This window comes from Oscillatoria sp. HE19RPO (genome assembly GCF_024220515.1).
Lineage (GTDB): Bacteria > Cyanobacteriota > Cyanobacteriia > Cyanobacteriales > Laspinemataceae > Laspinema.
Map to the genome: position 1 here is coordinate 1 of NZ_JAMXOT010000041.1, position 24985 is coordinate 24985.

The 24985-nt window shown below is 48.5% G+C and carries 22 protein-coding genes; 10 read left to right on the forward strand and 12 right to left on the reverse strand.

All coding sequences use genetic code 11. The features are described 5' to 3' along the window. Window positions 1-260 precede the first annotated feature (260 nt). Window positions 261-1535 (reverse strand): MFS transporter, encoded by a 1275-nt coding sequence (locus NG833_RS04800; RefSeq protein WP_254564169.1) that lies wholly within the window; start codon window positions 1533-1535, stop codon window positions 261-263. 124 nt (window positions 1536-1659) lie between these two features. On the opposite strand from NG833_RS04800, the gene NG833_RS04805 reads away from it, so the two are divergent. After that, entirely contained in the window at window positions 1660-1917 is a 258-nt protein-coding gene (locus NG833_RS04805; protein WP_254564170.1) for an HU family DNA-binding protein, read from the forward strand. Window positions 1918-2070: 153 nt separating this feature from the next. On the opposite strand, the gene ruvX is transcribed toward NG833_RS04805, so the two are convergent. The 3 genes from ruvX to NG833_RS04820 all read right to left on the reverse strand — a co-directional run bounded on the left by ruvX (window position 2071) and on the right by NG833_RS04820 (window position 5436). Further along, on the reverse strand, window positions 2071-2535 hold the full coding sequence (gene ruvX, locus NG833_RS04810; protein ID WP_254564171.1) for a Holliday junction resolvase RuvX: 465 nt from the start codon (window positions 2533-2535) through the stop codon (window positions 2071-2073). Between the two features lie 278 nt (window positions 2536-2813). After that, window positions 2814-4064 carry a GNAT family N-acetyltransferase gene (locus NG833_RS04815; RefSeq protein ID WP_254564172.1) on the reverse strand — a complete coding sequence of 417 codons (1251 nt, stop codon included), beginning with the start codon at window positions 4062-4064 and terminating at the stop codon, window positions 2814-2816. 178 nt (window positions 4065-4242) lie between these two features. Continuing rightward, the gene (locus tag NG833_RS04820; RefSeq protein WP_375293880.1) at window positions 4243-5436 is read right to left on the reverse strand and encodes a F420-0:Gamma-glutamyl ligase; all 1194 of its coding nucleotides are present in this window, start codon (window positions 5434-5436) and stop codon (window positions 4243-4245) included. Window positions 5437-5549: 113 nt separating this feature from the next. Here NG833_RS04820 and NG833_RS30320 point away from each other — a divergent pair, with 113 nt between their 5' ends. The 5 genes from NG833_RS30320 to cruG all read left to right on the forward strand — a co-directional run bounded on the left by NG833_RS30320 (window position 5550) and on the right by cruG (window position 10139). Continuing rightward, a complete protein-coding gene (locus tag NG833_RS30320; protein ID WP_256555827.1) occupies window positions 5550-5681 on the forward strand; it encodes a hypothetical protein in 132 nt (43 codons plus the stop codon). 167 nt (window positions 5682-5848) lie between these two features. After that, the gene (gene cruF / locus NG833_RS04825) at window positions 5849-6787 is read left to right on the forward strand and encodes a gamma-carotene 1'-hydroxylase CruF (protein WP_254564173.1); all 939 of its coding nucleotides are present in this window, start codon (window positions 5849-5851) and stop codon (window positions 6785-6787) included. Between the two features lie 176 nt (window positions 6788-6963). Continuing rightward, window positions 6964-8127, forward strand: a complete 1164-nt coding sequence (locus NG833_RS04830) for an ATP/GTP-binding protein (protein ID WP_254564174.1) — start codon at window positions 6964-6966, stop codon at window positions 8125-8127. Between the two features lie 2 nt (window positions 8128-8129). Continuing rightward, the gene (locus NG833_RS04835; protein ID WP_254564175.1) at window positions 8130-8777 is read left to right on the forward strand and encodes a DUF3226 domain-containing protein; all 648 of its coding nucleotides are present in this window, start codon (window positions 8130-8132) and stop codon (window positions 8775-8777) included. Window positions 8778-8960: 183 nt separating this feature from the next. Continuing rightward, complete coding sequence (cruG, locus tag NG833_RS04840; RefSeq protein ID WP_254564176.1) at window positions 8961-10139, forward strand: 2'-O-glycosyltransferase CruG; 1179 nt, start codon at window positions 8961-8963, stop codon at window positions 10137-10139. 377 nt (window positions 10140-10516) lie between these two features. On the opposite strand, the gene NG833_RS04845 is transcribed toward cruG, so the two are convergent. Then, entirely contained in the window at window positions 10517-10834 is a 318-nt protein-coding gene (locus NG833_RS04845; protein ID WP_015149669.1) for a hypothetical protein, read from the reverse strand. A gap of 801 nt (window positions 10835-11635) precedes the next feature. Here NG833_RS04845 and NG833_RS04850 point away from each other — a divergent pair. Then, window positions 11636-11899, forward strand: a complete 264-nt coding sequence (locus NG833_RS04850) for a hypothetical protein (RefSeq protein ID WP_254564177.1) — start codon at window positions 11636-11638, stop codon at window positions 11897-11899. 341 nt (window positions 11900-12240) lie between these two features. Here the strand turns inward: NG833_RS04850 and NG833_RS04855 are convergent, their stop codons facing one another. Beyond that, the gene (locus NG833_RS04855; RefSeq protein WP_254564178.1) at window positions 12241-12444 is read right to left on the reverse strand and encodes a hypothetical protein; all 204 of its coding nucleotides are present in this window, start codon (window positions 12442-12444) and stop codon (window positions 12241-12243) included. An 8-nt stretch (window positions 12445-12452) separates the two neighbouring features. Between NG833_RS04855 and NG833_RS04860 the strand changes: the two genes are divergently transcribed. Beyond that, on the forward strand, window positions 12453-14378 hold the full coding sequence (locus tag NG833_RS04860; RefSeq protein ID WP_254564179.1) for a sodium:proton antiporter: 1926 nt from the start codon (window positions 12453-12455) through the stop codon (window positions 14376-14378). Window positions 14379-14416: 38 nt separating this feature from the next. On the opposite strand, the gene NG833_RS04865 is transcribed toward NG833_RS04860, so the two are convergent. Next, entirely contained in the window at window positions 14417-15118 is a 702-nt protein-coding gene (locus NG833_RS04865) for a triacylglycerol lipase (RefSeq protein ID WP_254564180.1), read from the reverse strand. Window positions 15119-15235: 117 nt separating this feature from the next. Here NG833_RS04865 and NG833_RS04870 point away from each other — a divergent pair, with 117 nt between their 5' ends. Together NG833_RS04870 and NG833_RS04875 are read left to right on the forward strand one after the other, a co-directional pair. Further along, window positions 15236-16051, forward strand: coding sequence for a precorrin-2 C(20)-methyltransferase (locus NG833_RS04870; protein ID WP_309143832.1), 816 nt, complete (start codon window positions 15236-15238; stop codon window positions 16049-16051). A gap of 199 nt (window positions 16052-16250) precedes the next feature. Next, window positions 16251-18416 (forward strand): hypothetical protein, encoded by a 2166-nt coding sequence (locus NG833_RS04875; RefSeq protein ID WP_254564181.1) that lies wholly within the window; start codon window positions 16251-16253, stop codon window positions 18414-18416. 73 nt (window positions 18417-18489) lie between these two features. Here the strand turns inward: NG833_RS04875 and NG833_RS04880 are convergent, their stop codons facing one another. The 5 genes from NG833_RS04880 to NG833_RS04900 form a co-directional block, all read right to left on the reverse strand. After that, a complete protein-coding gene (locus NG833_RS04880; RefSeq protein ID WP_254564182.1) occupies window positions 18490-19314 on the reverse strand; it encodes a hypothetical protein in 825 nt (274 codons plus the stop codon). A gap of 174 nt (window positions 19315-19488) precedes the next feature. After that, on the reverse strand, window positions 19489-21078 hold the full coding sequence (locus NG833_RS04885; RefSeq protein ID WP_254564183.1) for a hypothetical protein: 1590 nt from the start codon (window positions 21076-21078) through the stop codon (window positions 19489-19491). 300 nt (window positions 21079-21378) lie between these two features. Further along, window positions 21379-21978, reverse strand: coding sequence for a recombination mediator RecR (recR, locus tag NG833_RS04890; RefSeq protein WP_254564188.1), 600 nt, complete (start codon window positions 21976-21978; stop codon window positions 21379-21381). A gap of 65 nt (window positions 21979-22043) precedes the next feature. After that, the gene (locus tag NG833_RS04895; protein WP_254564184.1) at window positions 22044-23813 is read right to left on the reverse strand and encodes a glycoside hydrolase family 55 protein; all 1770 of its coding nucleotides are present in this window, start codon (window positions 23811-23813) and stop codon (window positions 22044-22046) included. Between the two features lie 30 nt (window positions 23814-23843). Next, complete coding sequence (locus tag NG833_RS04900) at window positions 23844-24605, reverse strand: 4'-phosphopantetheinyl transferase superfamily protein (RefSeq protein ID WP_254564185.1); 762 nt, start codon at window positions 24603-24605, stop codon at window positions 23844-23846. Window positions 24606-24985 lie beyond the last annotated feature (380 nt).

Genomic DNA, 24985 nt, shown 5'->3' on the forward strand with positions numbered 1-24985 from the left:
TAACGACTGAAGTCGTTACTACGAACTAAGAAAGATAACGACTGAAGTCGTTACTACGAACTAAGAAAGATAACGACTGAAGTCGTTACTACGAACTAAGAAAGATAACGACTGAAGTCGTTACTACGAACTAAGAAAGAGAACGACTGAAGTCGTTACTACGAACTAAGAAAGATAACAATTTCCCCGTTTGTAGTAACGACTTCAGTCGTTTCCGGATCCCCCGTTTGTAGTAACGACTTCAGTCGTTTCCGGATTAATTAAACTTGCGACTCACTCAACCGTTTTCGCTGCACCAACATCCGGTCCAAAACCTGTAAAATCCCAATCACAACCCCCACACTGACGACTAATCCGGGCCATAATCCATCAGAAAGGGGACGGGGTAAATCTAATACCCATCCCCCCAAGAGAGGGCCGATAAAATAACCGATCGCCCAACATTGAGAGTTCAGAGACAAATAAACTCCCCGCAGAGAAGCGGGGGCCATTTCTGCCACTAAAGAGGAAGCAGCAGGATTGTAAACTACAATGGCGATCGCCAGAATCCCGAGGGCGATCGTTGCTGTAACTAAAGGCGAAGTAGAAATCGTTCCAGTAATAGCAATAAAAATAAATCCCACTGCCCATAAAATCCCAGAAATTGCCAAAACTTTAGAATGTCGCAAGTCTTTGAAGACTCGGGAAACGGGCAATTGCATCAAGATACAGAGGGCTAAATGCCAGGTAAATAATCCCCCAATTGTTCCGGGGGAAAATCCCCTGCCGCTGTCTTCGGATTCCACAAAATCACTCAGATATAGCGGCAGAGTGGTTTGAATTTGGGCGATATAGGTGGTAAAGATAATATTCACCAAGGCATACACCATTAAGGTGCGATCGCGAAAGGCACTCATCCATCCTTGCAACGGCGGTTTAGAAGCACCCCCCTGGCGCTGAGGTTCCGTAATCGCTATCCAAATTAACCCAAAAAACAGCAAAAATGAGGCAGAGTCAATGATAAACAGTAACCGATATTCCCCAGTTACTGAAATCAAAAAACCGCCCCAAATTACCCCCACCTGTAACCCTAAACTATCTCCAAGTCGGGCCATTGCATAAGCTTCATGGCGTTGTCCTCCGGTGGTTAAATCTGCCACCACAGACTCAGTAGCGGGCCAATATAAGCCGATACCAAACCCCATGAGAATATTCCCTAAAACCAGGATTTCAAACCCATTGGCAACCGCTAATACCGCAGAGGCGATCGCCGAAATAATCGCCGCCCCTAGTAAGGTGCGTTTGCGGCCCCAATGAGGGGAATCCAGAGAGGAACCACTGACAATCCGCCCGAAAATTCCGGCGATCGACCCGATGCCTAAAGCAAATCCAACCGCAGTTTTAGTTAATCCCACCTCATTGACGAAATATATCGGGGCATAAAACAAGGTAAATCCACTGCCTATTCCCGACAATAACCGACCCGAAATTAAAACCCAAACTTGCAGGGGAAGTTTGGGCAACCAATCCAACAGACTATGCCATAACCGTTTCATACAGGAGTCTAAAAAGAAATGTGATAGGATGCTTTAATCGAGGATTGCCCGAAGGCGATCGTCGATAAATCTTTTAATTTATCTTTAAGTTTAACCGATGATCCCCGGAACTAAATCTACAAAAATGTCGATTGACAAAAAAGAACTGATTGCTAAAATATCCCAACGGGTCCAGAAAGAACCCGATGCAGTCGAGGAAATATTAGATGCAACCTTAGTCGAAATCTACGAATCCCTCAAACAAGGCGAAAGCGTTTCCCTCAAGAATTTTGGCACGTTCTACATTCGTCCGGAAGGAGAAACAAGCGTTTTTAAATTTAACCCGTCTCAACGCTTAAGAAAACTCTTCGGTTGGGCTTCAACCTATCGCGGAGAACTTTAAAGCCACATTTGGCAACACAAATTCTTCAACAGAACTTAAGCTATTGTTTAACATCGAACCCTCACTGTAGAGGCGATTCGCGAATCGCCTCTACAGTGAGGGTTGGACCTCCAAAAATGCGTCAATCCTGTCCAAATATCCCAAACTAACCCATTACCCCTCGTTCGGTTGTTCGGTGGTTTCAGCCTTAATAGTTTTCCGTCGGTCCTCTAACCATTGTTGCAAAATTAAAGCTGCTGCTTTCCGGTCAATTAATCCTTTATTGCGCGAGGGCGAAACATTTTGTTCAATCATCATTTGCTCGGCATAATAGGAAGTGAGGCGCTCATCTACAAACTCAATGGGTAAATTGAGGGCTGCCGAGAGACGTTTGCTAAATTTCTGGACTTGGCGCGCTTGAAAGCCGATGGAACCATCCATTGAATAAGGCAAACCCACCACTAACACCTCCACTCTCCTTTCTTCAATTATTGCCTGAAGTTGGCGGAGAGTATCGGCAAAGGATTTCCCTTGAATGGTGGTAATTCCTGTGGCAATTAAGCCTGTTCCATCGCAACCGGCGACGCCAATCCGTTTGTGACCAATATCTAATCCAAGTGCTGAAATTTTTTGTGTCATTCCCTCTTAAAACCTGACAAACTTGAGGGTTCATTCATGGGGTGCATCTCGCTGTTGCGAGTGTTGAGCCAACCCCTACCCCGACCCAGCCTTCACCACCCCGTCAGGCTTCGCCTGCCACCCCTCCACAGGAGGGGAATGGGGAAAATTCCCCTCCTGTGGAGGGGTGCCCGTAGGGCGGGGTGGTTGCCTAACTCAGATGCACCCCACTCATCCTCATGAACGTTCAAGGGTTAGTGGTCGAGTCATTAGCCAGATTCTGACTAATGACCCAGACTCTAACTCAGGGTATCATCATCCAAGGTCATATCCAATTGATCATTGGGTAACAAGGAACCGATATCCTCCATCGAGGATTGGGACGGTTCTTGTTTTCCTAAACCCGTGGAGGGAGAGGGGGGCTTGGATAGCCAAGACATCCGGCTGGGAATGGGTTTGCGAGTGCCTTGTAACCCTTGCAGGACTTCGGATAATTGTAATTCCAGGGAAACCGGCTTAGATTCGCGCAGTTTGTGCCACACCGATCGCGACATCAGCAAGCTGTGGGAAATCCGCTGTGCACCAACTTGCTGTAAATATTCTTCCCGTTCTGGCTGATAGTCTGCGGAGGCTAACAGCAGGGTTTGGGCCGGTAATTCTTGGACAATCCGGGCCATTTGAGCCACCAGTTCGGGATATAACCAGGTGTAAGCTGGATGAACCGTTAATTCCGCCACATGGGGTTGAGACCCATTGCGACTGAGGCGGACTTGAAAATAGCCGATCGCCGCTTTGCGTTGGGGTTCAAACACATACCCACTGACAGTTTCAATTTTATGCAGCCATTGGCGGACACCTTGGACCACGGCCCCCACCAAACTGGTATGAAAATCCTGGATATGGCGATCGAACACTTGACGCACCAACGGCGGCATCGCCGCAGTATCCAGTTGATACAGCAGTTGAGCATCGGCATTACTCACCGGCATCAAATTGGGCAAATCCGGTTCCCGTTGGGCCAACTGTTCCAACAATTCCGGGGCGATCGCCCAATAGGTCATCTGCGCCAACGGCTGAAACCCATTATGCCGATACAGCGCTAGTTCATCTTTTTCATTAACATCCACTTCTAGCAGCCACATCCGCGCTTCCCAGATCGACTCTAAACAATGGCGGATCAGTTGGGACCCAATCCCCAATTTTTCCGAACTGGGGGGAACCACCACTCGGTCCACGCGCCAAGTGCTGCGGGTATGATTAAACGGGGAAATCTGAATCGCACCCCGAATTTTGCGATCGTCTTGGGCGACCCGAACGCACAACCGATTTTGGAGTGGATTAGGAAACAGACTCAGCAACTTCAGGGGCCAATACCAGCGGCGCACTGTATCCATTTGAGTCCCAATATCCAGGGACCCATTTTCAATAGAACTGCTGGGACTGCCCGCCTCAATTTCAGTCGCGTTAGCGAGTTCTGCCACCGTTTCCAGGTCGCGGTATTGCAGGGGGCGGATCGTCAGAGTTTGATTTTGGGGCAGGTGTGAGGTCATTTTGGAGGGACTGTTTATTCAACATTGCTTGACAGCACCGTGCAAACAGCTTTCTAGGCTTTGCAACCCTTGTGGAACAGCACAGGTGGCTATCTTTCACCCTGCCCGATCGCCCCTCCTAACGGAGGAAGGCAGAAGATCGGCGCTGTTCCTTCCTCCGTTATAATCCATCCCTGTTTTAGGATTGTGATTTCCGGCCCGGACGAATCAACACTACAGGGGTTTGCTCATCGGCATTCCCGGCAGGATTGCTTCGTAAGGATTGCTCTAGGACATCAATAGAAAGCTCGGAGGAGGCTGCTAATATCTTAACTGCTTTTAAATCGTTCACGTCTACGATAGCAGCAGATAACCCGGTCTGTTGTTTGATGGTATCAACAACTTGTTGGGGATTATCGGGACCGAGGACAATAAATTGATCGTAGGGAGGCAGGGTCCCGGTAACGTCATCAATCAGTCTTGCCTGTTCTCCTGCCAACTGATAAAAGACTCCAGGTTTGCCAAAGACTTTGGCGATCGCCCCAATGAAAAAGGCCAAGGCGACCCGCACAGGTCCCTCAATATCCACTAAGGTCTGCAATCCGCAGGCGGTGGCTAAACTGGAAGTCGGCAAGAAGAAATAACACAGCCGTTTGGCAACAAATCCAGGCTTAACCGTACTCGGATGATGCCAACGGTCCTGCATAATCGCTACAGGGGTTTCCCCAATGGTCACGATATCCCCGGGTTGAGCATGAGGCATCACATACCGCTTGACGATATCAACCGGATCATCCAAGTTGGTCAATAAATGGGTTTTAATCGGTAAAATTTCCGAATCGGCTTCGGGAATCTTCCGCCAGTTGGTAGATTCCGAGGGGTCTGGATATTTGAAGGGCACCACCACATGACGAGTTTTGGGAATGCGGCCCTCGGGTCCATAAGTAACATAAGTGACGGCAATCCAGGCGGCTTTCAGGCGATCGAGGTTCGGTCCCTGAATATCAACCGCCACTTTCATCCGAGTCTTTTTGCCAATTTTGACAATATAGCCAAACCAATAGTTATCATCCCGGGATTTTTCATCTGGGTGCATGGGAATCACTTCTGTGCGGATGGTGATTCCTTCTAGGCTACTGCCAGAGAGGAGTTTGACCTCCGTATGGACTTCCGGCACCATCAGTTCTAGGGTGGAGGTGCGGTTAATCAGTTCCAGTTCCCCAATCAGGTGACGGCGTTCCGGGGAGAGGACTTCTTCGTGCCACTCTCCTGGGGTCAAATCCAGTTGATTTCCGGGTCTTTTGCGGTATTGGTATTCGATGGCAGCGGCAGCGGTTCCCAGGACCAATGCTGCCGCGCCGAGTGTGATTCCGATGGTGGTTGCGATCGCCACAAGTTTCCCCCTGTTTTCAAACTGTACTTCTATTCGCGCAGGTCAACGCTGACTTCACATCAAGCAGGCAGCCGGTGTTCTCCAGGCAATCCTATGGTGAAGTAAGCTAAAAAATGTTTACCACGGATATTTCCTTGGCGATCGGCTTAATTCCGGATCCGTCACCGACGCCCCACCCCTGCCTAGATAAAAGAGTGATGATTTCCAGACAAGGGATTAATTTTACTCAATTTCTCTACATTTAGCGCTTTTTCTCTGGACTTGTCCTATATTTAGGAGGCAGCAACCTTGATGCTGCAAATCTGCCCCCTACCGGACTGCATCTCATTAAAATGTAACAAGCCTATTTTTGCTAAAAGATTTGTAAACTATTATGAAGCGCCTTCTGAATATCAGAATATTTTAGATTCCAATGAAGCAACTTGTAACTGCTGAACGTCTGTGCCTGATTAGCCATACCCTATCGATGGCCTTTGGACTTGCCGGACTGCTACTGGTATTACCCAATCCCGAATTCATCGTCAGCCTGTCCGAATTCGGCCAGAAAGTATTCCAATGGAGCATGGCTGGAGGGGGAGTCTCCTATATCATCTTAGGGGCTGTGGCAGTCGCCCTTTATGCCTATAGAGAACTGGGAACGCGATTGTGGTTAACCTTTATGGTCCCTGCGGTGGTTCTGTCCCTCGGAAGTGAACTGCTGGGGACCAGTACCGGCTTCCCCTTCGGACACTATCAATATTTGAGTGGTTTAGGCTATAAAGTTGCCGGATTAGTGCCCTTTACGATTCCCCTGTCCTGGTTTTATATGGGACTCGTCTGCTATGTTTTAGCCCGTGCGGGATTAGAATCGATTCAACTGCCGACTTGGGTGCGACAAATTGGGGCGATCGCACTGGGAGCACTCCTACTTACCGCCTGGGACTTCGTACTCGACCCTGCCATGAGTCAAACCCAATTCCCCTTCTGGCAATTCCAAGAAGAAGGAGCCTTTTTCGGAATGCCTTACCGCAACCTCACCGGATGGATGGGAACCGGCGCAATCTTCATGACTGTTGCTGCCTTCTTTTGGGGGAAAGCACCGATTAGATTATCCCGTTCACAATTAGGATTACCGTTAATCACCTACATTGTTAACTTTGCCTTTGGTGCCATCATCACCTTAGTGGCATTAGATTCACGCTTCGTCATTCCCACCTTACTCAGCATGGTTCTAGGAGTGGTTCCGGCAGTGGTGTTATGGTGGATTGCCTCTCCTCTGGAAGCAGCAGAAACCGAAATGGCGATCGAACCCCTTCCAACAAACACCCTCTCTCAAGTCTCCCTACCCCCCGTAGAAGTCGCCGCCAAATAACCCTCCATTGCTTGTAAAATTTAAGGTGTGTTACAGTCCCGCTGTAGCGCACCTTTTTTGGAAGGGAGATAGGAGTGGATTTACGGAAGATTTGGGAGTTGGTTTTATTTAGGGTTAATCACCTATTTTATCCTTATTTTTTCTAGCTTGTCTGTATTCTTTACTAAACATAATTTATGTTTAAAACCATAGCAATTGAAAATTTTAGAGGATTCCAATCCTTTAAACTAGAAAACCTGGGTAGAATCAATTTATTAGTTGGGGAAAATAACAGCGGTAAAACCTCTATCTTAGAAGCCGTGGAATTGCTCTGCTCTCGCCGGACTGTCGAAGCCTTGGGCAACGTGATGAACAGAAGAGGGGAATATTTAGAATGGGAAGAGAATGATCTGAATCAGCGGGAACGGTTTTTTGACATTCGCCATCTATTTTATGGACATGAAATTGAACCCACTCGGTCTTTTTCAATTTCTGGAATCACCGAAGATAGTACGGAAACCTTATCAGGATTAGTTCAATTTAAAAATGAGTCAAGGGAGCATGAAACCGCCGAGGGTTTTCCCCTGAATTATCCTGATGATTTACCTCGGTTATTAATCGATGAGGTAAATCAAATAGAGTTTCAACTTGAATGGCATTGGGGACTAGAAAAAGAACAAAGAAAAATTCCCTTGTCATTTTCTGGGGGGCTTCCTTTTAACTATATTCGCTATTCTGAGACCAGTCGCAGACTGCGGGATTTAGGAAAATCTAAGACACTAAAAAGCAGAACCCAATTTGTAAATTCATCATCTTTACCGACAAAAAAGATGATTGATTTATTTGAACAACTTGTATTAAATCCTGAAGAAAAGCTGGTACAGGAAGCCCTTAAAATTGTTGAACCGCGAATTGAACGCATTGCGTCTGTGAGGTCTCGAATCAATGGACAACCAGACTCACGAGGGGGATTTGTGGTGCGTCTTTCGGATAGCGATCGCCGGATACCGATTGGAAGTATGGGAGATGGTATCTGGCGGATTTTAGGCATTGCCTTAGCAACCATCTGTGCAGAAGGGGGTGTTTTATTAATTGATGAAATCGATACAGGACTTCACTTTACTGCGCTTTCTAAAATGTGGGAAATGATTTGGAAAACCGCGATTCGATTGAATGTGCAAGTTTTCGCCACCACCCATAATAGTGATTGTTGGATGAGTCTCGCCACGATTGCCAATCAGGAATCAGCCGATGACAATGGAATTAGGATTCACCGCATAGAACGAGGTAAAAACACCAGTGTAGTCTTTACAGACCAGGAAATTGTAGTAGCAGCAGAACGAGGATTTGAGGTTCGTTAGGTATGGCAACGATTCACAAAAATCTGCTGCTCGTTGAAGGCGCGCAAGATAAGCGGGTTATTCCCTACCTCATCGAAGCCAATGGCATCGATTGGGGAACTGCTAAAAATCCAATTGTTCAGATTGAATCTTACGATGGGTTGCAAAAATTAATTAATAAAGACGAAATCTCTACGGCATTGAAAACTTCTGGTTTAGCAGCTTTAGGTATCATGGTCGATGCAGATGACAATCCAGCAGGACGGTGGCAGAGTATCCACACAACTTGTCGGGAAATTATCCCAGGTCTACCTGATGAACTCCCAGAATCAGGATTAATTCATATCTTGTCTGATGGGAAGAAGTTTGGGGTCTGGATTATGCCGGATAACAAAATGCAAGGGATGTTAGAAACTTTTTTATCCTATTTGATTCCCGAGGAGAGTGAACCTTTGTGGGACTATGCTCAATCAGTGGTCAAAGAAGCTCAAACAAAAGGTGCTCCAGTGATTGAGTCTCATATTGATAAAGCTAATATTTATACCTGGTTGGCATGGCAACATCCCCCCGGACGACAATTACATAATGCCATTATGGAGCGAATTCTTAACCCCACCCATCCCCGGTCTACTGTATTTATTAATTGGTTTAAAAATTTATATAATTTGTAAGGGATGAATTTGGTCATTGGTCATTAGTCATTAGTCATTAGTCATTGGTCATTGGTCATTAGTTATTGGATTGATTGAGAGAATGGCAGTAAAGTGATACCCTGTAAGGATTGTTCGAGATATCCCCTTCGGTGGTAACTCGCGATCGCTTCCTGTTTATCTGAATTGCCTCTATACCATATTTTGTCTGATTTGTCACTCTCTATTTTATCGACCATTCTGTTACTGTTGCAGTTGCCTGCGACGGCGATTCTGCTTTCTCGGCTGATTAAAGGGGCGTTTCGGCAGCCTCCCATTGAACCGACTACACCAACTCAGGAGATGTATGGTGCAGTGAGTGTGGTGGTGCCAACGTTAAATGAACGCGATCGCCTCTCCCCCTGTCTCGCTGGATTAACTCGCCAAAGTTATGAGGTGCGGGAAATCATCATTGTGGATAGCAACTCCACCGATGGTACTCAAGATTTAGTCAAGGCGGCAGCAGAAAAGGACCCCCGGATTCGCTTAGTGACCGATGACCCTTTGCCGGGGGATTGGGTGGGCCGTCCTTGGGCCTTGAATTATGGATTTCTGTCCAGTTCCTCCGGGAGTCGCTGGTTTTTAGGCATTGATGCGGATACTCAACCGCACCCCGGTTTGGTGGCGGCAGTGGTGCAGGCGGCAGAGGCAAAAGGGTATGATTTGGTGTCTTTCTCCCCGCAGTTTATTCTCAAGGAGGCGGGGGAAATGGTGCTACAACCGGCGCTATTGATGACCCTGGTGTATCGCTTTGGTCCCACGAATACTGAGGCGAGTTCGGCGGAACGGGTGATGGCGAATGGTCAATGTTTCCTCTGTCGGCGATCGGTTTTGGCGGCAGTGGAAGGTTATAGCAGCGCTCGTCAGTCGTTTTGTGATGACGTGACTTTGGCCCGAAATATTGCCCAGACTGGGTTTAAGGTTGGGTTTATGGATGGGGCGAAGGTGATTAAGGTGCGGATGTATGAGGGGGCAGCGGAAACTTGGCGCGAGTGGGGGCGCAGTTTGGACCTCAAGGATGCAGCGTCATGGGGTCAAACTTGGGGTGATGTTTGGTTTTTGCTGGCGGTGCAAGGGTTGCCGCTGTTGGTGGTGTTAGGGTATTTGTTATTGGGGGTGGAAGGGTCTCGGTTGCTGTTCGGGTTAAATTTGTTTTTGCTGGGGATTCGGTTTGCTTTGAATTTGGCGATCGCCCCTTCCTATGACCGGACCCAGGCCCCTAAAACTGCCGCTTGGTTGTTTTGGCTCTCTCCAATCGCTGACCCTCTGGCAGTGTTGAGAATTATTCTGTCCGCAATTCACACCCCGACTCAGTGGCGCGGACGACAGTATGGACCCCAATAGTAGGAATTCGACTGCTGAAGCAGCAGTCCCCGGCTGGCTTCCCCTCTGTTTAAGGGATTCTCAAAACTAAATTATCCCGAATCCGGTTGTTAAAAACTTAATCTACTCTCTCAGCCTGCGTAGGCAGGCTTCGTCCGTATAGCCCCACCCTTGAGGGTGAGGGCTTTTGGGTATTTTATTTTGGGAGTTCTCTTATCGGAAGCCATGAGAGAGGTTCCCCGAAGGCTGGGCCTTCAGGGTGAGCTTCGGTTGAGGATATGGCATGATCCAACGAAAGAAAGAAAATGAGGCTTGACCCTAAACTCTAAAGCCGGAACAAAGGACCCCGGACAATAGAGCAATGACTGAGAAACCAATCACGAATCGTTGATTCGGAGTTATTCTCCGGCCCCATCATCCTCGCCGGATCCGTTAAATAAATCGATTCGTTCTAGTTGCCAGAGAATTTGGTTTCCTTCTCGTCGCACCCGGGAGACGATCCAGTTACGCCAAGGCCAGTTGTCGCCGCGACTGGTGACGGCGCTGGCATTGACATCCATGAGGTCGGCTAGTTCGGAACTCGTGATCAGATAGCCTTTGGTGGCGATGCGATCGGCGATTTCCAAGGTTTGCATCAGATATTGGAGTTGAGTGACCCTCACCTCACGGGGTAAGTTGTCAAGGGATTCAGTAGTGGAATGGGCAGTTGTGTCCATATAAGCCAACTCCGAGGTCAGAAGGTCAGAACTTTGGGTTTATTCTAGCGCCTTTACTAGCTTGGGTAAATCTACCTGTCCCTAGGGGGAAAGTTTTGTTATGAAATCTTGATGTGAACAGGAATTCTAATGGAAGGGATAAGGGAACCAAATATAAGGTTCCGGGGTGATGGAATGGGTTAAACTCATTCTCTGCTAAAGGTAAAATTTCTGTGGTTTTTATATCGGTTTGGTGCAATGTTGGCCACGGTGAATTCTAAAGCAGATTTTTCTTTTCGGAGGGGATAGAAGGTTGGCCTGAGATTTTGGGGGGATTTTTTGGGGTAAGGCGATCGCTTTGAGCCCGCTTAGAAGGGTTCGATATTCGTGACGTTGAACGAAGAAAGGGAACGACTGAAGTCGTTACTACGAACAACGACAAGAGAACGACTGAAGTCGTTACTACGAACGAAGAAAGAGAACGACTGAAGTCGTTATACCAAATCCGGAGTTCAAAAGTCGTTTTACTCTTTAGCCCGCGCAGGCGGGCTTTGTCCGTATAGCCCCAGGCTTGACGCTGCGGGTTTTGACAGACCTTTGACAACCGGATTCCGTATTACTACGAACAAAAGAAGAGAACGACTGAAGTCGTTACTACGAACAAAAGAAGAGAACGACTTTGGGAGCCTCTGAGAGGGGAGTTGGCGGGTTTTAGATGAATTAGGAAAGGTGGGGGGTCCGGATAGTTTCTAAAAACACCGATGAAATTGCCCCCTTGAACGCTCATAATAATCTCGGTGCTTTGAGGATAATTCTTGCCGTATGCCGAGAACCCCAGATTATATAGGCGTTTCCCTCCTGATCGAGGGTGGACACAAGGAACAGGTGCGTTTTTCCACGATTCAAGAGTTCCAGAAATGGTATCAAGGGGTATTGGTCCCCAACTCCGACGGAAAAGAGTTTATCAACGTGCCGATCAAAACATCTCAAGGAGAGTATATGGTCGTGCGACCCGCTACGATTTTAGGCATTCGGGTGGAGCCCGTTTTTCTGTCGAGTGTCGATCGCAGCTTTGCCGAAGAATAAAGACTCGGAAATTACGAGTTTTTATGATCCAGGGTGGGTTTGGGCGACGGGTGTCCTGTAAACTCAGCCTTAGCCGCTTCCCTTGCCCCCTTAGACTCTCTGAGGGGGCCATCGCTGTGGGGTTGAACTCACCCCAGGAGACTTGGGTGATGGCTCCCCCCCAACCTGGGCGAACTTGACCTAGGATCCTAATCCCTTGCCAGAAACCCCAGCAGATGTGATATCCTGGTGGTCAATATCTAACTCAAAATCCCATCTCAGGGTTTTTCCTTGTCAAAAAGCCCATCCCATCTGCCGGTTTGAAGGTTGCCCTTAACTCGACTCAAATCAATTCCCCTCTTTTAGAACCGGCTTTGAGCATAGAAGGTTGCCCCCTGGGTGACTAAAAACAGAATTGAGCCAAACGTTGTCCCTTGAATAGCCGGATATCGCTGTTTTATTCGGTGCGATCGCCCTGGTGGAAAGCTGGCCCCTTCAAGGACAACCCATATCATCCTCATTTGACGATCGGGCCAAATCACCGAAAGCTCGTTCGCTCTTATCACACAAGCCTATGGAAATGCCTTTTGATATTACCCTGCTGATTGTCTTAACGGTCATTGCAGGGATCGGATCTCAAGTTCTGGCGGACTACCTGAAAATTCCAGGTATCGTCTTTTTGTTGCTGTTCGGCATTCTCTTGGGTCCTGATGGTTTCGGCTTACTGCATCCAAGCCTCCTAGGAGATGGACTCGAAGTCATTGTTAGCCTGTCCGTCGCCTTAATCTTATTTGAGGGAGGTCTAAACCTCGAACTGAAAGAACTGGATAAAGTCTCCGGTAGTCTGCGGAACCTCGTCACCATTGGCACCCTGGTCACCCTGCTTGGGGGAGGCATTGCCGCTCATGCCTTCAGTGAATTTCCCTGGTCCATCTCATTTCTATATGCCGCCTTAGTCGTCGTCACCGGACCCACCGTCATCGGACCCTTACTCAAACAGGTCCAGGTGGAGCGTTCTGTCGCCGCATTGCTCGAAGGCGAAGGGGTACTCATCGATCCAGTCGGGGCAATTCTAGCCGTCTTAGTCTTGGATGTGATTTTAAATGGCGATGCCGACCCCCTGCGGTTGATTGCCGGATTGTCCATTCGCCTGGGGATTGGCAGTGCGATCGGGGCTTTGGGCGGTTGGATGCTGGGCTATTTCCTCAAACGCGCCCAGTTTCTATCCGAGGACCTGAAAAATCTGGTCGTATTAGCTGGACTCTGGGGCTTATTTGGTCTGGCTCAAGATATCCGAGGGGAGTCTGGACTGATGGCAACCGTGGTGGCAGGCATTGTCTTGCGAGCTTGTGATGTGCCAGATGAAAGACTACTGCGCCGGTTTAAAGGTCAACTGACCATTTTGGCTGTTTCCGTGTTGTTTATCCTCCTAGCGGCGGATCTGTCTATCGCTAGTGTAATCGCCCTAGGCTGGGGCAGTTTAGTCACCGTGGCGATTCTAATGTTTCTGGTGCGTCCCCTTAATGTTTGGCTTTGCACCATCAACAGTGGACTCAACTGGCGTCAGAAATTATTTGTAAGCTGGATTGGCCCGAAAGGGATTGTTTCGGCTTCCGTCGCCTCTTTGTTTGCGATTTTACTCACCGATCGCGGGATTAACGGGGGAGACTCCATCAAAGCCCTCGTCTTCCTCACAATTATTTTGACCGTGGTTTTGCAAGGTCTGACCGCCCGTTCTGTCGCCAAAATCCTCGGTCTGATGTCCACCACCGCGACAGGTGCCGTGATTGTCGGTTCTAACCCCTTAAGCCGCTTAATTGCCCGACTCTTTAAAGAACGCGGTGAATCCGTGGTGATTCTGGATACCAATCCAGAAGCCTGTGAGCAAGCCGAACGAGAAGATCTACCCGTCTTTTTAAGCTCGGCCCTCGATACGGAAGTGCTCGAAGAAGCGGGACTGGCTTCGATGGGGACCTTCCTAGCGATGACCAGCAATGGAGAAGTGAATCGAGTCTTGGCGCAACGCACTGCTGAGGAGTTTTCCCCGCCTCGGGTGTTAGCCTTATTTCCCATCGACCCGCAAGGGAATAAGGGGGGAAATAAGACTAATAAAATTCAGCACGCTTTTATCCCTGAACTGCAACTCAAGACTTGGAACGAATATCTCAACGATTCGCAAGTGAAATTGGGGGAAACAGTCCTCAAGGAGCCTAGCTGTGCCTTTCAAAAGGCTCATTTACAAGCGCTGATTCGTTCGGGAGAGTTGGTTCCGTTGTTAATCCAACGAGAAAAACAGCTTTTGGTGGTCTCGGCAACCGATGCATGGCAACCGGGAGATGTGATTATCTATCTCCTCCATGACCCGAAACCCAAGCTCTTGAAGCGACTTTCTGGGTCGAGTCAGTCTCGCCTGACGGTGGAAAAGTTGCCCACGGTGGAGGAAGTCCCAATTTCCTCTCTGGCGTTGGAAGAAACTCTGGAAAAGGTTTCGGCAGAGTAAATCAGGGTTCCCCTGGGTTCTGGATGGTGAATCCAATTTTATTCTAAATAGCAGAGCCACTGAGGTAAAATTTCCGGGGACCCGTACCAATTCTGGGGCGATCGCGGCGAATGCATCACCCCATCTAAGATAATATTTTCCGCCCCTACCAGATGCGCCGCTTCAATTGGGGTAATCCCATCACCCCAAGTTTCCCCGATGCCACAGGTAATCCGATAGCTATTATGGGCTAACCATTGTCCCCGCTTGCGGGCCCCATACACCGCCTTTCCCGCCAAGCAGACATAACGCACATGGGGGTAAAATGCTCCAGGATAAGCGGTATTGACAAAATCCAAATTTTTGAGGGTCCACCGTTCCTGACTGATATGGGGACTACCTAACGTAATTAAGGTACTGACGAAGGGATTGGCATACCATAACTGAGCGGATTCGTCAACATCCCCATGAATGATATAGGGCTTTTCTCCCAGGTAAATCCGGGCAATCCAACCGCCAGCAGAATGGGCGACTAAGTTAACTTTCTCAGCGTTAAAGTCCTGTAAGGCTTGCTGGACAGTGGCATGGAGTTGGCGGAGAATCGGGGCGATCGAGCGTCCGCCAATGGTCGGGACCCAATCCCTCTTCCGGAGGGGGACTAAGCGGGCGGGAAACCCCTGGTCATTGAGTAAGCGTTCAAACTCCCGATATTCCGATGCAGCAGCGAAAAAACCCGGTAAAATGACGGTCGGTAAGGGCATGGTGGATGGGGGATAGCACGAGATTGAAGGAGATTTAACGATTAGATTGTAACGGCAAACCTGAATTGCTCAGAGAATCAAGGAGTAGGGTGGGCACTGCCCACTGACAGAAGTAATGTGGGCAGTGCCCACCCTACAATTGCTATTTTATTTTTTGGAGTTCCCATTGCAGAAGGACAACGAGGAATGACGCCAGTTGGCAGGTTATATGGAATTGGGGTGGGACCGGGAGACCCGGAACTGATTACGATTAAGGGATTAAAGCAGTTGCAAGCTGTGCCAGTGGTGGCTTTCCCCGTAGGACCCAGCGGTAACCCGGGGATGGCGGCAGGGATTATTGCTCAATGGATTCATGCCGATCGGGTGCAATTGCCTTTAGAGTTTGCCTTTGTGCGAGATGAGGCATTGCTGGTGAAGGCATGGCAGCAAGCGAGCAGTCGCGTTTGGGACTATCTCAAATTGGGCCAAGATGTGGCCTTTGTTTCGGAAGGGGATATTAGTTTTTATAGTACCTTTACTTATCTCGCCCAGACTCTGCAACGGCAGCATCCCGAGGTTGAGGTGCAGTCAATTCCGGGGATTTGTTCGCCCTTAGCGGCAGCGGCAGAACTGGGAATCCCCTTAACCATTGGGTCCCAACGGTTAGCGGTTCTGCCCGCCTTATATCGTGTCGAGGAGTTGGAAAACGCGCTAGACTGGGCGGATGTGGTGGTGTTGATGAAAGTCAGTTCCGTGTACGATCGCGTTTGGGACCTGTTGCAGGACCGGGGATTGCTCGATCGCACTCAAATTATTGAACGAGTCACGGGATCCGACCAAAAAATTCATCGCCAACTGGGCGATCGCCGCGATTTGAAACTCCCTTATTTTTCCTTGGCGATTATCCAAGTTGCACCGCCGAGTTTCCCTCCAGAATCAGTCTGCAACTTTTAAGTCGAAATTGGGATCTGTACCCATCAAGTGCTCACCTGTTCTGGCAATTTCTATTGTCTTGCCGCACACGAATATCAGTCATCAGTGCTATCATATCCGGGTTGATGGGGGCATCGAATGTCTGAATTAACGCGGCAGGCGGTGTGAAACTGCTGCATCACAATCGCAGTCTGCCCGTCTAGACCTAAGCTTACCTGCCATGTCTTATTCTTTGCCGAAAAATAGCCTGCTTGACCTTTTATCTCAGCCAACCGTCGTGGCAGTTTTGGCCTCTGTGGGCATCCACGGACTGGTTGGTATAAGCTGGGACCGCTTGCCCTTTAGCGGCGGGAATGAACCCAATCCCTGGACGACGGTCGATTTGGTCAACCTGACCCCGGAAGAACTCAGCCGCCTCCCGGATTTTTCATCGCCACAAGCTACCGGATCCGGCAGTCTGAACTCTTCTTCGGAACCCTTAGCTGCGTTGCCAGAATTAGCCCCTCTGCCCCCTTCCCCGGGCAATTCGGGACTTGAACCCCTGACTCTGCCACCGGGTACCCCATTATATGATCTCCCGTTAGATCTTCCCCCTGCACCCTCGTTGAGCGATCTTCAAACCCCCCTGCCTTCGTTGCCGGATTATCAATCCCCCAGCGGGTTTCGTGAAGGGTTAACAAATCCTCAGTCTTCGGGGTTGTCTAATAGTATGGCGATCGAGCAGTTGCTGGCATTAGAAAGATTAGAACGCGCCCAAATCGAGCGAGAAATTGAGCAACGAGAACGGCAACAAAGGCTACTCGCTCAACAAAATCAAAATCGTCAACTCCCCCCACCGCCACCGCAAGAATTCCGATTGCAAGATGTTCCGCCCCCTCCCCAGGGGAGTTTTCCCGCTTCTGGGGATCTGCAAAAGCCGTTCAGTGGGATGAACGAAGCAGTGGATACCTCGGAGTTTTTGGACCTTCCTATCCTAGAAAATGTCCCAGGGCCCGAGGCGATCGCCCGTTCAAACAATGCCAATCCCTCACCACCGCCCGGATTTAGCCTATCGGATACATTACCCCGTGTAGATCCGGGAATGGGACCAAATGCCACTCGCCCTCAATCGGATCAGATGGGAGGTGCGGCTGATTTGCAGACGGACGGAAGAAACATTGAACAAGATGGGATTGAGGAGGGCGCTCAAGCGGTGGTTCCCTCGAATGTTCCTACACCGGGCGATCGCCCGCAGGAGGGGGCGACGGTTCCCGATAAAATTGGGACGGATCCCGATAGCGTTCGCGAACTGTGGGCCAAAATCATAGGAGAAGATAACCGGGAGAACCCCGAGAACCCCACCGGGTTGGTGAGCGATCGCCAAAATGCCATGTTGGACGGGATCGAGGCTTATGTCCAGTGGGTTGCGAACTTAAAATCCCAATACGGCGAAGTCAAAACCAACCCCCCAATTCCTGTAGAAAACCAATATCCCTTAAACGCTTGCCCCCAAAAGTTAGAAGGGCGTGCGCTGTTTGGGGTTTTGGTCAATCCTGACGGACAAATTATTGATGGACCCCGGCGCTTACTGGGAAGTGGACAGGATATTCTCGATAGCTTTGCTCGAAAATTTGTCCAAGACATGGATTTTGCTGGCGTGAGTGAACCCACGGTGTACCAGTATGCCTTTGAGTTTCAGTATGATCCTCAACTCTGTACCACTGCGCCATCCCCAGGGACGACCCCCACACCTCCAGTAGAAACTCGACAACCGGAGTTGAATAATCCCCAACCCACGGGAGAAAACTCAACGCCAGTGTTGGATGCAGGACCTGCGGGAGAAAATTCCACTCCGGTATTGGATGCAGGAGGACCTGGGGGAGAAGAAAACTCAACGCCAGTGTTGGATGGACAACCTCCAAGAGAAAATTCCCCCTTGCAAATTAATCAGCCCCCAGCAAGTAGACCCCAACAAATGCAGGACCCCTCGCCGTCAGGGGAACCCTCCAAGCCGGTAAATGTGGCCCCCCAACCTAAACCGGACCCAGCGCCTGTACCGGGTGAAATCCCCGTGGAAGCAGTTGAACCGGAACCTGTAGAAGAGTCGGTTCCGGAACAGGTTCAAACCCAAGATGAGCTCATCGAACCTGTGGAAACCCCAGAAATGGGGGGAGATGAGGGAGGGATTCCGGACGGATTTGATACCATCCCGATGGGAGACTCCCAGGAGTTGCCCACTCCGGAGGCATCGGAGGCAGAAGGCGGGGAACCTGTTGAGGGGGATAACCTAGAGTCAGAACCCGAGTCAGAACCCGAGTCAGAAGCGGAGTCAGATGCCGCAGAGATGGAGGGGGAATCTGGGGAGGCGATCGCGGATGATGAGGAAGAAACCGACTCGGAAATTTAACCCCAATTCCAAATTAGCCCGCGCAGGAGAGGCTCTGTCCCTGTAACCCCACCCTTGAGGGTGCAGGGCTTTTTTACTGCACGTTGGTTTCTTCCCCTAAGCGGGTAAACCGAATTTCAATCCGTCTCCTGCTTTCATCCGGGTTCGGATTAACATTCCCAAAATCTCCTGTGGGAGAGACTAATTGCGCCGCAGAATAGGGGCGAAATTGTAATCCTTGTAGCTTCCCTTCTGTGCGTTGAATGGTTTGTAAAATTTGCACCACGGCTAAAGCTCTCATTAATCCTAAATCCGCATTGGAACCGGGAACTAACTGACTAACTTGGGTTGTACCGGCAGCAACTTGGGGTAAGGAACGGTCTAAATTACTGGAACTGGCATTATTAGGTTGTCCATCGGTATGTCCAATAATTTCTATGACATTGATGTTATAGGCGGCAGCGTTGGCTTCAATTTGAGGCACTAATTGGTTGCGGACATAAGTTTGTAAGGCATCAGGAAGTTGAGCACTTCCAGAAGAAAATTGATAAGCCCCGGTATCACGAATCACGATAATGGGAGGGGCTTTTGGGGTCGCCATTTCCTGTTGCAATTGTTGCTGTAAGGTTTGGGATTGAGCGGCTAATGCTTGATTTTGGGCGACTAAGGGGGCAACTTGGGATTCCGCTAAGGTGGCGCGGTTTTGGGCGCTGGTGAGGTCGATTTGGGTTCTCAGAAGTTGTTGGCGGAGGGCTTCTTCGGTTTCTCGCATTGTGGAAATGGAGACTAAGGGTTTGATAATCGCCAGCAGCAGCAGGAAGCTGAGAATCATAAATGCATTCGACATTAAGTCGGTAAATGCGGGCCAAATATCAAATTCCGGTGGCATTTCATGCCGCCTAGACCTGATGAATCTCATGAGGCAATTTCTCCATTAATTAGGGTGAATTTGTGACGTTTTAATTTGGGTTTTGGGGGAAGAATTTGGTGAAGTTTTGTAATAAAAATCTGGGGGTTAACATTCGATTTTGTTTTAGCCTGCCTCCTCCGGCTTCGTCCGTGTAGCCCCACCCTTTAGGGTGCAGGTTTTTATTCATTTTTCGGTATTTTCTTCTTCCTCCCAGTTGACCAATTTTGGGTTAAAGGGGTCGTTAGAATTGTTGGCTGGAGGAGGACTCAAACGAGTGGGTGCCATTCCGGTTTTTTCTCCTGCTTCTAAATGCTTGACAACTTGGGTGAGTTGTGATTGGACGGCATTGAGGTCGTTGCCGAGTTTGGAGATGCGGGTGGCAACGGGGTCGGCGGCGGGATTGATGCTATTCCGATCGCCGAGGGATGCGATGAGGCGATCGCCTAAAGTTTGCATTCCCTCCCTCATTTCTTCGGTAAACAGTTTGAGGGATTCGACTAATTTATAAAGTTCGGTATGGACATCCACAAAGCGATCGGTTCTTGTTGCTAATCGCTTTTGTAAGGTATCTAGGGTTTTGATGACGGAATGGAAGATTTGAGCGCTTTGCTGCATTTCTCCGACGACTTCGGATAATGCGGTTTGATTGTTTTGGGTTAAGTTGAGAACTTGACCGGAATTCTTGCTTAATCCGGCGATTTCTTCGGAGAGATGAATGGTTTCTTGGCTGGTGGTTTGCAAAGAGGCGATCGCCAGTTGCAATGCCTGGGTAGATTGATTTAACACCGAAGAGGAACGTGCTAAATCCCGTTGGGTATTGGCTAAATTATCTGTGGAACTCGCCAGTTTATTCGCAAATTGGCTCTTTTCAAAAATTTGTGCTGACTCCCGAAACATGGTGGCACCGGACATCATGGAACTGGAGGATTCCATCAGGCGATTATAAACCTGAGTAGCGAGATGATTCGTTTGTTTATTGCCTTCGGTAATTTGGTCTACGCTTTCGCCTAACGAGGAGGAAACCGCTTCTTTGACGGAGACGGAGAACTGACTGACAAAAGTCCCGAACAGGGTTTCGAGGCGATCGACGGCTTTATCTAAAGGCGATCGGCGATTGAGCGCAGGGCCATAAATATTATCAATATAATCTTCTAACGCGCTGATGAGTTGATACTTGGCAATACTGGTATTTCTGAGTAAATTAACCACCGTCAACAACGCACTACAAGCAACAGCGGTTAAACTACTAATAAACGCCACCCCCATCCCCTGCAAGGGTCGTTGCACTTGTTCAACCAACGCATCAATACTCCCTACCCCAAAATCATTAATGGTTTGGCTCAGTTCGGCCAAGTTCATGGTAATTCCCAAAAACGTTCCTAACAGACCCAAGGACAGTAAAAGATTGGGTAAAAACCGACAAAAATAATCGATTTGTTCGTTTTTGAGGAGATGTCTACTATAAACTTGGTCGATTAATGCCCCGGTATTCATGTGTTCTAAGGCGGGACTAGACTCCTTGCACCGGATTTCGATTTCCTCAACAATTCTTGGTTTTTTCGTAGGATTAGGGTCATAAATTAATCCCCGAACCCGAGAGGCTAAATAAATTAAATGTTGATAAACTCCCCACCGGAGAAATATGGTAAAAAATGTCAGGACAAGCAGACTCAGAACAAATCCGAGTAAGTAGGGAGGCAGCAAGACAGAATTGAATTGATCTATGAGACCCAATACCAAGGGTCCTTTAACGGGAGAGAGGAATTGACTCATGACGGATTAATACTGGGTTGATAATTACAACGCCTGTGGTAGATTGACTCTACCTGCTGGGCGTGATTTGCTCGAAAGAGATAAAAATCGTCGCGTTTCTGGCGATTGATTCGTCATAGTTTCGATCTATCCTAGCTCAAACCCGGATCGGGGAGTATGTCATCCGTTGCTTACAATCTCCGGTGAGGGATGAGAGGAAGGGGAGAAGAAACCGAGTTTCACCGCCCAAATTTGCTCCAGATTGGCAGAAATTTTGCACAGAAACCCAGTTTCTCATCTCTGCGGTACGGGAGCATCATTCTAGTCTAAATCTCGACGACCCTCCAAGGCACGCGCTAAGGTGACTTCATCGGCATATTCCAAATCTCCTCCCATTGGCAATCCAAAGGCAATGCGCGTGACTCGCGTAAAAGGTTTGAGTAATTGTCCCACATAAAGGGTCGTGGTTTCTCCTTCAACGCTGGGACTGATGGCGATAATCACTTCTTTGATTTGTTGTTGACTCACCCGCCGGACTAATGCTTGGATATTCAGTTGTTCGGGTCCAATGCCATCCATAGGCGAAATTACCCCACCGAGAACATGATATTTTCCTCTAAATTCCCGGGTTTTTTCTAAGGCAATTAAGTCCCGCGAGTCGGACACTACGCAAATGACATCGCGATCGCGATTCGGTGCACGACAGATTTCGCAAATGGGTTCTGCACTCAAGTGAAAGCACTCTTTACAAAATCCCACTTGTTGTTTGGCATCGATTAACGCTTTCGCCAATGCCTGAATTTCATCATCGGGTCGCTTCAATAAATGAAGGGCCAGTCTTTGGGCGGATTTAGGGCCAATTCCTGGCAAACGTTGTAGTTGCTCGATTAACCGAGCTAAAGGACGAGTATAAACGGTCAGTCTCCTGTGGACTCCAAAAGATACTCTGCCATTTTACCAATTTTGGTTCCCTGATGAGCCGGAATTTACGGCAAACAAGGAGGTTCCTGAAACCCCGTATTTCCCTTCGCAGCAACATGGCAGGAATAAGTCAAAGCAGCGGAGTTATTTCCCTGATTATTCTCTACGGTATTTCTCTTTCCTCCCGCTGTCCCTTTGGCTAAAATTCCGCCATTGACTATATTATTAGCAATGGTGACATCTTCCATCACCCCAGGCGCATTATTGGTATCCGCATTTACATAAATTAGCTCAATATCCGTCAGTTCAGCATTGACTCGATTTCCGACAATTTCTACCTTTTTAATTGAGGGTATTTTGTACAATCCGATATAAGTATTTCCCTGATTATTGCGGATAATCGCCCCATTAACTTCGGTTCCTCCACAACATTCCTGAATCAAAATCCCCTCCCCATCCACACTCAAATATTGAGTATCTCGGATGCGATGGCGATACACTTCATACTGATTCCCCTCCACCAAAACATTGGACCCGGACCAATCAATGGCCCGATTTTCTAAGGTGACTGCACCTCGGGGTTCTTTTAACCCTGTCGGGTCCGTCCACCATTGTTTTCCCCGTTCGTCGCGGACTTGATTATCTTGGATGACTAACCCATCTCCCGAGGCAGAAATGGCGACCCGCATGGTGTGATAAACCCAGTTATCTCGGACGGTAATTCCCGGGCGAAATAGTCCCGGTTCTGTCTGGGGATTGGCATTCTTTTGGAATCCCCCGGATTTGGCCCGATTCACCACAATTCCATAGTGATTGCCATAGTGAAAGGGGACTTTATTGCCTTCCCGATACGTGATAATTTCTTCCCCTTTAATCGGTTTGACTTGATAACCCGGTTGGTCGTAGTTATCGGTAATATTGTCATTAATCCGATTGTTGGCAATTAAAAGATTAGCCTTGACATTGACTTTAATATTGGCGGCAAACCGATAACTGTAACGCAACCAAGCACTTTGAAAAGAAGGGTCAGGAACGCGCGGGTCGGGTTCGGCAACATTGTTGCTGCGAATGCCATAAATGACAATATTTTGATTGGTTCCCGTATCAATATCTCCCCGCAAAGCAATGGCGGCACGATTGATATCCAAATGGACTAATCCAATATTACTGTCCGTATCTCCGGCAGTAGTGGTAATGGTTTTGAAGGCAGTATCATTGGTAGTGCCATCCCCGGAAAATTGAGGTTCATATTTCGGAAATTGCAGCTTAGATGGGGGATTAAATTCAAAATTTTTGGCATCGGTGACTGAGGGGATTTCACCCCGGAGAACTACTCCATTTTTGAGACTAATGCTATCCTCAAACGAATAGGTTCCGGCAGGAAAATAGACCACTCCTCCCCCATTTGCGGCAGCGGCATCTCGCGCTGCATTAAACCGCGCTACCATCGTCCTTCCGTCAAAATCCTCGATATTATAGACGCAGTTCCATTTAATTTGATTGGTCCAAGGATAGGAGGAGTTAGAATATTGTTCAGCAATGGGATTATCCGTCGGTCCTCCCTGGGGACTGCCACAATTTGAGGCAAGTATTCGAGAATTTCTTGGGGTTGCTGCTTGAGGTGTCACGGTGACAGCTTCCGGGGAGTTTACGGAATTAACTGCTACCGGATTCGGTAAATTTGGGGGAGAGTTATCGAGGGAATTGCTCAAATTTTGATTATAATTAGAGATGGCATAACCACCGAGAATCAGACTCAACGCGCAACCGGCAAGACAAACAAATTGCCAAAACTTTTTCCACCGAGGACTAAGGCGAGGTTTAGAGTGATTCATGTTATCCTCTGATTAAGATTTAAAGTATTATTATGAACGTTTGTAGTAACCCCTGAAGGGGTTGCCTCTTTCATCTTTAAAATAACATACCTGCCAATCTTGACCCGCGATCGCCACTGCTGCTACATAGTCCGGATGGGGGTGCAGTTCCCCAATAAACCAACGGGATGCTAACTCAGAATTCCCCTGAATTGCCACTAATTTGGCAGGCATTCCCGGAATTAGAGACACCTCCACTTCATCCAATCCTGCTAATCCATCGCCGGTTGCCTTTAAATATGCTTCCTTGCGAGTCCAAGCATTCAAAAAAGCTGCTTGTTTTTGCGCCATTGGTAAACTAGAAATCGCCTCTGCTTCTGCGGGAGTAAAAAACCGTTTCGCCAACTGTTCCGCATCGGATACAGGACGAATCTGCTCTAAATCAATTCCCACAGGTTCCGAGGCGATCGCATACAGCGCCAATCCCCCCGAATGAGACAGATTAAAATGCAGACCCTGCTCAACATTTGCCAACATCGGTTTCCCCTTGGCACTGTAGTGAAATTCTATCCCTTCTGGTGCCACCTGTAAATACTTCCCCAACAGCGATCGCAACATCCCCCGTCCCACAATAAACCGACTGCGATCGTGCTCAAAATGAAAGCGATCGGCCCTTTTTTGCTCCTCCTCCGACAACATTGCGCGAAATTGGCGGATTTCTGTGGAACTGCGATCGAGTTCCACCCGCCAAACATGAACCTGTTGCGGCAATAATGTTATCCCTTCTGCTGCAAGTTTCCCTTCTATATTCATCCGATGTTCGTAGTAACGACTTCAGGCATTTCTTTCTTCAAAAAATCGCGTTTCTAGTTCACCAAGCGACCAATACCCTAGCATTCCTCGTTGCAAAAATCCGGATTTATCCCTCCAACCCCCCTTAAAAAGGTAGGGCTGTCTCATTCTCCCGACCCAATTAATGTTTGCATTGTTCAATCGCTTTATCTGCCCGGGAATTTGTTGGCTGATTCCCCTCCCTTGGAGGGGAATTTTGGAGCTGATTCCTGGAAACAGCCCTACCCTTCAGCAGAGGAATTTGTTGGCTGATTCCCCTCCAAGGGAGGGGAATTTTGGGGCTGATTCCTGGAAACAGCCCTACCCTTCAGCAGAGGAATTTGTTGGCTGATTCCCCTCCA

What these genes read in the sequence shown, in the direction of transcription:
- NG833_RS04800 (WP_254564169.1), bottom strand. Translation starts at nt 1,535, where the DNA reads ATGAAACGGTTATGGCATAGTCTGTTGGATTGGTTGCCCAAACTTCCC.
- NG833_RS04805 (WP_254564170.1), top strand. Translation starts at nt 1,660, where the DNA reads ATGTCGATTGACAAAAAAGAACTGATTGCTAAAATATCCCAACGGGTC.
- ruvX (WP_254564171.1), bottom strand. Translation starts at nt 2,535, where the DNA reads ATGACACAAAAAATTTCAGCACTTGGATTAGATATTGGTCACAAACGG.
- NG833_RS04815 (WP_254564172.1), bottom strand. Translation starts at nt 4,064, where the DNA reads ATGACCTCACACCTGCCCCAAAATCAAACTCTGACGATCCGCCCCCTG.
- NG833_RS30320 (WP_256555827.1), top strand. Translation starts at nt 5,550, where the DNA reads ATGTTTACCACGGATATTTCCTTGGCGATCGGCTTAATTCCGGATCCG.
- cruF (WP_254564173.1), top strand. Translation starts at nt 5,849, where the DNA reads ATGAAGCAACTTGTAACTGCTGAACGTCTGTGCCTGATTAGCCATACC.
- NG833_RS04830 (WP_254564174.1), top strand. Translation starts at nt 6,964, where the DNA reads ATGTTTAAAACCATAGCAATTGAAAATTTTAGAGGATTCCAATCCTTT.
- NG833_RS04835 (WP_254564175.1), top strand. Translation starts at nt 8,130, where the DNA reads ATGGCAACGATTCACAAAAATCTGCTGCTCGTTGAAGGCGCGCAAGAT.
- NG833_RS04845 (WP_015149669.1), bottom strand. Translation starts at nt 10,834, where the DNA reads ATGGACACAACTGCCCATTCCACTACTGAATCCCTTGACAACTTACCC.
- NG833_RS04850 (WP_254564177.1), top strand. Translation starts at nt 11,636, where the DNA reads ATGCCGAGAACCCCAGATTATATAGGCGTTTCCCTCCTGATCGAGGGT.
- NG833_RS04860 (WP_254564179.1), top strand. Translation starts at nt 12,453, where the DNA reads ATGGAAATGCCTTTTGATATTACCCTGCTGATTGTCTTAACGGTCATT.
- NG833_RS04865 (WP_254564180.1), bottom strand. Translation starts at nt 15,118, where the DNA reads ATGCCCTTACCGACCGTCATTTTACCGGGTTTTTTCGCTGCTGCATCG.
- NG833_RS04875 (WP_254564181.1), top strand. Translation starts at nt 16,251, where the DNA reads ATGTCTTATTCTTTGCCGAAAAATAGCCTGCTTGACCTTTTATCTCAG.
- NG833_RS04880 (WP_254564182.1), bottom strand. Translation starts at nt 19,314, where the DNA reads ATGAGATTCATCAGGTCTAGGCGGCATGAAATGCCACCGGAATTTGAT.
- NG833_RS04885 (WP_254564183.1), bottom strand. Translation starts at nt 21,078, where the DNA reads ATGAGTCAATTCCTCTCTCCCGTTAAAGGACCCTTGGTATTGGGTCTC.
- NG833_RS04895 (WP_254564184.1), bottom strand. Translation starts at nt 23,813, where the DNA reads ATGAATCACTCTAAACCTCGCCTTAGTCCTCGGTGGAAAAAGTTTTGG.
- NG833_RS04900 (WP_254564185.1), bottom strand. Translation starts at nt 24,605, where the DNA reads ATGAATATAGAAGGGAAACTTGCAGCAGAAGGGATAACATTATTGCCG.